The organism is Streptomyces solincola, from assembly GCF_002982015.1.
Lineage (GTDB): Bacteria > Actinomycetota > Actinomycetes > Streptomycetales > Streptomycetaceae > Streptomyces > Streptomyces solincola.
Genome location: NZ_PVLV01000233.1, coordinates 1 through 5788, shown reverse-complemented (window position 1 = coordinate 5788; position 5788 = coordinate 1). Strand labels below are relative to the sequence as shown.

At 75.6% G+C, this 5788-nt stretch carries 4 protein-coding genes; all 4 read right to left on the bottom strand.

Annotated elements, in window-relative coordinates:
* Nucleotides 1–88 precede the first annotated feature (88 nt).
* Nucleotides 89–277, bottom strand: coding sequence for a hypothetical protein (locus C6N75_RS16405; RefSeq protein ID WP_105869654.1), 189 nt, complete (start codon nucleotides 275–277; stop codon nucleotides 89–91).
* 203 nt (nucleotides 278–480) lie between these two features.
* Nucleotides 481–1053 (bottom strand): GNAT family N-acetyltransferase, encoded by a 573-nt coding sequence (locus C6N75_RS16400; RefSeq protein WP_105869653.1) that lies wholly within the window; start codon nucleotides 1051–1053, stop codon nucleotides 481–483.
* A 90-nt stretch (nucleotides 1054–1143) separates the two neighbouring features.
* Nucleotides 1144–3390, bottom strand: coding sequence for an MMPL family transporter (locus C6N75_RS16395; protein WP_105869652.1), 2247 nt, complete (start codon nucleotides 3388–3390; stop codon nucleotides 1144–1146).
* 336 nt (nucleotides 3391–3726) lie between these two features.
* Nucleotides 3727–5788, bottom strand: a 2062-nt coding sequence (locus tag C6N75_RS16390; RefSeq protein ID WP_322888055.1) for a phosphocholine-specific phospholipase C, incomplete at its 5' end; no start/stop codon positions are given.

Here is a 5788-nt window from a genome sequence, read left to right as displayed (position 1 = left end):
CGCTCCGGGGTCCGATCGCGGCCGCGGTCGCGGTCAGGGAGGCGGCGCGGAGGTCAGAGCACGGCCGAGGTCAGGGCCACGGCAGCGGTCAGGCCGCGGTGCCGAAGCGGTTCCGGGCGCTGTCGCTCACCCGCCCTTCCTGGTCGCCGCGACCGGAGCCGCGGGCGGTGCGGCGGGCCGCCCGGCGGGCCGCCCGCGCGGCGCGGGCCAGTTCGTCGGCGCGGGCCTCGCGGATCAGCTCGGCGTGGCGGGTCATGCGGGTCTCGTACGGAAGCATCGGGTTCTCCTGGGAGCCGTGGGCGGTTTCCTGACGCTCCCTACTCTGGTCTCCCAGCACGTCCCCCCGCATCGGGCGCCTGCCGCATTCCCCCGGGGCGAGGTGCTTAGAAGCTCCAGAGGGGTGCCTTAGGCGGCCGCGCGGTCGTTCGAGTCCCCGCGCCGGCCGGGTGGCGCGCGGACTAAGGCCCGCGCGGCCGGGGCTTACTCGCCGCCCGTAGCCGTACGCCGGCGGGCGCGCCACTCGCGTGCGAGGACGGCCCAGATCTCCACGTCCCGGCGCTCGCCGCGGTGGACGCCGACCTCGCGCAGCCGGGCCTCTCGGGTCATGCCGAGGCGGCGGGCGACGTTGATGCTGGGGGTGTTCGCGGGGTCGACGTGCCACTCGACGCGGTGCATCGAGCGCTGCTCCACGGCCCAGTCGACGATGACCTCGCAGGCCCGGGTGACCAGGCCGTTCCCGGCGGCGGACGGCTCCAGCCAGCAGCCCGCCTCGCACACCCCGCTCTCGGTGTCGAAGACGCGGAACAGCACCCCGCCGACCAGTCTGCCGTCCTGCCGGATGCCCCAGAGGCGGCCGGTGTCGGCGGCGGCCTTGTCGGCGAACCGCTGGAGCCAGGCGCGGGCCGAGGCCAGGTCCGCGGTGACCTCGGGCAGCGGCACGTACCGCCCGATGTACTCCCGGCCCCGGTCCATGTGGGCCAGGAACTCCCCGGCCTGCCACGGCTCCAGCGGGCCCAGCTCGGCCCCCTGGACGCCCAGCGGTATCGCGTACATCCGGCCGGCACTCCTCTTCGCTCGGGCGGGGGTCACGGCCGGACGGCCGCCCCGGTCCGGGCGGGCCGCCGGTGATCGCGGCCGCCCCGGTCAGGGCACGAGCTGCTCGTCGTCGCTCGCGCGCTGCCAGGGGATCTTCGCATGGCCGCCGTCGCGGGCGGCCGGGGTCTCGATGCTGATCCGCGGCAGCAGCCGGTCCAGCCAGCGCGGCAGCCACCAGTTGGCGCGGCCCAGCAGGTGCATCAGGGCCGGCACCAGCAGGGTGCGCAGCACGAAGGCGTCCAGCGCGACGGCGGCGGCCAGGCCGACGCCGAACATGGCGATCACCCGGTCGCCGGTGAGGACGAACGCCAGGAACACCGCGATCATGATCACCGCGGCGGAGTTGATGACCCGGCTGGTCTCGGCCAGCCCCACCCGCACGGCCCGCCGGTTGTCGCCGGTCTCCAGCCACTCCTCGTACATCCGGCTGACCAGGAAGACCTGGTAGTCCATGGAGAGCCCGAACAGCACCGAGACCATGATCACCGGGAGGAACGGCTCGATGGGGCCGCCGCGGCCCAGGCCCAGCAGTCCGCTGCCCCAGCCCCACTGGAAGACGGCGACGACCACACCGAACGCCGCGGCGACGGCCGCGATGTTCATCAGGGCGGCCTTCAGCGGGATGCCGACCGAGCGGAACGCCAGCAGGAGCAGCAGGCAGCCCAGCGCGACGACGACGGCCGTGAACAGCGGCAGCTTGCCGATGATGACCTGGGCGAAGTCGTCGTAGCCGGCGGTCACCCCGCCCACGTGCACCCGCAGCGAGGTGCCCTCCTGGGCGGCCGGGAGCACCTCGGTGCGCAGTCGCTGCACCAGTTCGCTGGTGGCCCGGGACTGCGGGGCGGAGTCGGGGACGACGGTGAGGACGGCACGACCCCCGCCGCCGTGGGCGACCGGCCCGACCGAGGCGACGCCGTCGGTGGCGCCCAGGATCAGCGGCAGCCTGCTGAGCGCCACCCGGTCGTCCGCCCCGTCCACTTCGGCGGCCAGCGTCAGCGGGCCGTTGACGCCGGGGCCGAACCCGGCGGCCAGCAGGTCGTAGGCGCTGCGGGCGGTGCTGCCGGCCGGGCTGCTGCCCTGGTCGGAGGTGCCCAGGTGGAGGGCGGCCGCGGGCAGCGCCAGGACGAGCATGACCACGGCGGCGAGCGCGCCGAGCAGCTTGGGCCGGCGCTCGACGAACCCGGCCCAGCGGGCGGCGAAGCCGGTGGCCGGCTCGGGCCGGGGGCCGTGCGCGGCGAGGCGGGCGCGCTCACGCCGGGACAGCGCCCGTACGCCCAGGTAGGAGAGCAGGGCGGGCAGCAGGGTGACGGAGGCGGCCACGGTGAGCACGACGGTCAGCGCGGCGGCGAGGGCGACGCCGTTGAGGAAGCCGAGCCGCAGCACCAGCATGCCGAGCAGCGCCAGGCACACGGTCGCCCCGGCGAACACCACGGCCCGCCCGGTGGTGGCCACCGCCTCCCGTACCGCTTCCCCGACGGGCAGCCCGCGCCGCAGGCCCGCCCGGTGGCGGGTCACTATGAACAGCGCGTAGTCGATGCCCACGCCCAGGCCGATGAGCACGCCGAGCATCGGCGCGAAGTCGGCGACCGGCATCAGATGCCCGAGCAGCCCGATGCCGGCGTACGCGGTGCCGACGCCGACCAGCGCGGTGGCGATCGGCAGCACGCTGGCGCCCAGCGAGCCGAACGCCAGGTAGAGCACCACGGCGGCGACGCCCACGCCGACCAGTTCGGCGGTGTGCGAGCTGGGCACCTCGTTCGCGGCGGCCACGGCGGTGCCGCCGAACTCCACCCGTACGCCGTCGCCGGCCGCCGCCCGGGCAGTGGCGACGTACGCCCGGACCTGGTCCGGGGTCAGTTCGCCGGCCGGGCGGTCGAAGGCGACCTGGGCGTAGCCGGTGCGGCCGTCGGCGCTGAGCGTGCCGGGCGCGGGTAGCGGGGTGCGCGACCCCTGGTCCGGGGGCGCGGTGGCGTACGGGCTGGTGACGGAGGCGACGCCGGGCAGCGCGGCGAGCCGTTCCAGCATGGCGGTCAGCCGGTGTTCGACCGGGGCCGCGAGGACCCCGCCGGCCGCCTCGCGGTGCCAGACGACGGTGTCGCCCTCGCCGCCGCCGCTGCCGAAGGCCTCGGTCAGCAGGGCGGCGGCGCGGCCGGACTCGGTGCCCGGCACCTCGTAGTCGTCGCTGTAGGCGGGGCCGGCGACGGCGGCCGCGGCGGCCGCGCCGCCGAGGGTGAGCAGCCACAGCAGGACGGTGGCGAGCCGGTGGGCGACGCACCAACGGGCGAGGGCTGCCAACGGTTCGCTCCCTGGTGGGCTCGTGGATCGGACCTGCGTCCTCGGCCAGGCGCCGGACCTGAGGCCGGGCCTGGTGCCGGTACGTCGGGCCCCGTCCGGCGCCGGGCGTCTGCGCCGATCGGGCAGCCGCCCCCGACCGGGACGGGAACGCCCGCCGCGGGCCTTCCGTGCGGACCGGGTCCGTGCGGACCGGGTCCGTGCGGATCGGTGACCCGCGTACAGGACTCTCGCACCCTAACGAGATCCTTTGTCCGTTTCGTGGCGCTCTTCACAGGGGCGTGTCACCCCCGGTGGGCGGTCCCCGCGTCGGCGCGGGGACCGCCCAGGGCGGCGGGCTCACCCCGAGACGCTCTCCCGGCCGTTCTCCAGGTGGCCGGCCAGCCGCCGCCGGAAGCCGCCGGGTGCGGTGACCTCCAGGTCGTACCAGCCGTGCGCGGACGCGGCGGAGTGGGTGAGGGTGCGGCTGCGGCCGGGCCGGACGGTGACGGTACGGGACCGGGCGCGGCGCCCCTCGGCGTGGCCCAGCGGCCGGACGGTGAACGCCACCGGCTCGCGCCCGGTGTTCTCCAGCGTCAGGTGCAGCTCGCGGTCGGCCGGGTGGAGCCGGGTGCCGACCTCCGCTCCCCCGCCGGCCGGTCCGGCGAACTCGCGGCGGAAGCCGTTCGGCCCGGTGACGGTGAAGCGGTACGCCGGGCCGGGCGCCGGCACGCTCCAGCGCGCCCGCCCGCGCACGTCGCGGTGCTGCGGTGCGGCGAACTCGCCGGCGTACGGGTAGAGCGCGAAGCTCGCCGCCGACCGGCCGGTGTTGCTCACCGCCAGCTCCACCGCCCCCTCGGCGGTCCGGGCCTGCACGTCCGGTTGGTAGGGCAGCGGGCGGGCCGGGCGGCGGCCCGGCTCCTGGACCGGCATCCTCTGCTCGGCGGGCGGCTGCGGCCGCCAGCGGCCGGTGAACGGCGGGATCGGTCCCGGGCGCTCCAGGGCGGGCCGGGGCCGCCCGCGCCGGAAGTCGAACGCCCCGGTCAGATCGCCGGTGACCCGGCGGCGCCACGGCGTGATGTTCGGCTCGCGCACCCCCGTCCACGTCTCCAGGAAGCGGATGACCGAGGTGTGGTCGAAGACCTCCGAGCAGACGTAGCCTCCGGTGCTCCACGGCGAGACGACCAGCAGCGGGACCCGGATGCCGAGGCCGGTGGGCTTGCCCTGCCAGCGCTCGTCGGTGTCGTCGGCCGGCGGGACGGGCGGCGGCACATGGTCGAAGAACCCGTCGTTCTCGTCGTAGTTGATCAGCAGCACGGTGTGCCGCCACACCTCGGGGTGGGAGCCGAGCGCGTCGAGGATCTTGTAGACCAGGGTGGCCGAGGCGACGGGCGAGGACGAGCCCGGGTGCTCGGAGTCCACCGCCGAGGGGACCAGGTAGGAGACCTCCGGCAGTCGCCCGGCGGCCACGTCGGCCCGGAACCGGTCGGCCAGGGTGCCGCTCTCCACCCGGCGCAGCCCCCGCTCGAACAGCGAGCGCTCGGCGGGGTCGAGGGCGGCGACCCCCTCCTCCAGCGCGGCCAGCAGCCGCTGCCGCTCGGCCGCCGGGGCGGTGCGCACCTCGGCGTAGAACGCCTCCATGTACGTGTACCCGCCCGTCCTGGCCAGGGCCTTCTTCGCGATCGTCTTGAAGACTCCGAAGAACTCGATGTTGTTGTCGGTGAAGTTCTCCCACTCGGTGTACGTCTGCCAGCTCCGCCCGGCCCGTTCCAGCCGCTCCGGGTACGTGGGCCAGGGATAGCCGGGGTGCTTGCCCTCGTCGTACGCGGCGTTGCTCACCGCCCGGCTGCCGTCGGCCTCGTAGCCGGTCCAGCCGGACCACAGGTGGTTGCGGTTGGGGCTGGTGGAGGTGTGGATCGAGGAGTGGTAGGCGTCGCAGACGGTGAAGGTGTCGGCCAGCTCGTAGTGCAGCGGGATGTCACGGCGGTCGTAGTACGCCATGGTCGCGGCGGTCTTGGCGGAGACCCAGCCGTCCATCCAGCCGTCCCGCCACGCCTTGCCGCCGCCGCTCCAGGAGTGGTCCAGGTCCCCGATGTACTGGAGGTCCTTCGCCTGCGCCTCGGCGGCACCGCGCACCGGGAACGGCAGCACGGCACCGCTCCCGCCGGGTCCCGGCTGCTCGAACACCGACCGTCCCGAGGGCAGCTCCACGGCGTTGCGGTCACCGAAGCCCCGGACGCCCCTGAGCATGCCGAAGTAGTGGTCGAAGGAGCGGTTCTCCTGCATCAGCACGACCACGTGCCTCACCGCCCCCAACCCTCCCGAGGGCGGCCCGGCCGCCAGCGCCTCCCGCAGCGAGGGCGGCAGCAGCGACCCGGTGGCGGCCGGGCCGCCCTCGGGAGGGTTGGGGGCGGTGAGGCAC

Bases quoted from the DNA above. Each gene is read 5' to 3' on its own strand.
- C6N75_RS16405 (WP_105869654.1), bottom strand. From the start codon at position 277: ATGCTTCCGTACGAGACCCGCATGACCCGCCACGCCGAGCTGATCCGC.
- C6N75_RS16400 (WP_105869653.1), bottom strand. From the start codon at position 1,053: ATGTACGCGATACCGCTGGGCGTCCAGGGGGCCGAGCTGGGCCCGCTG.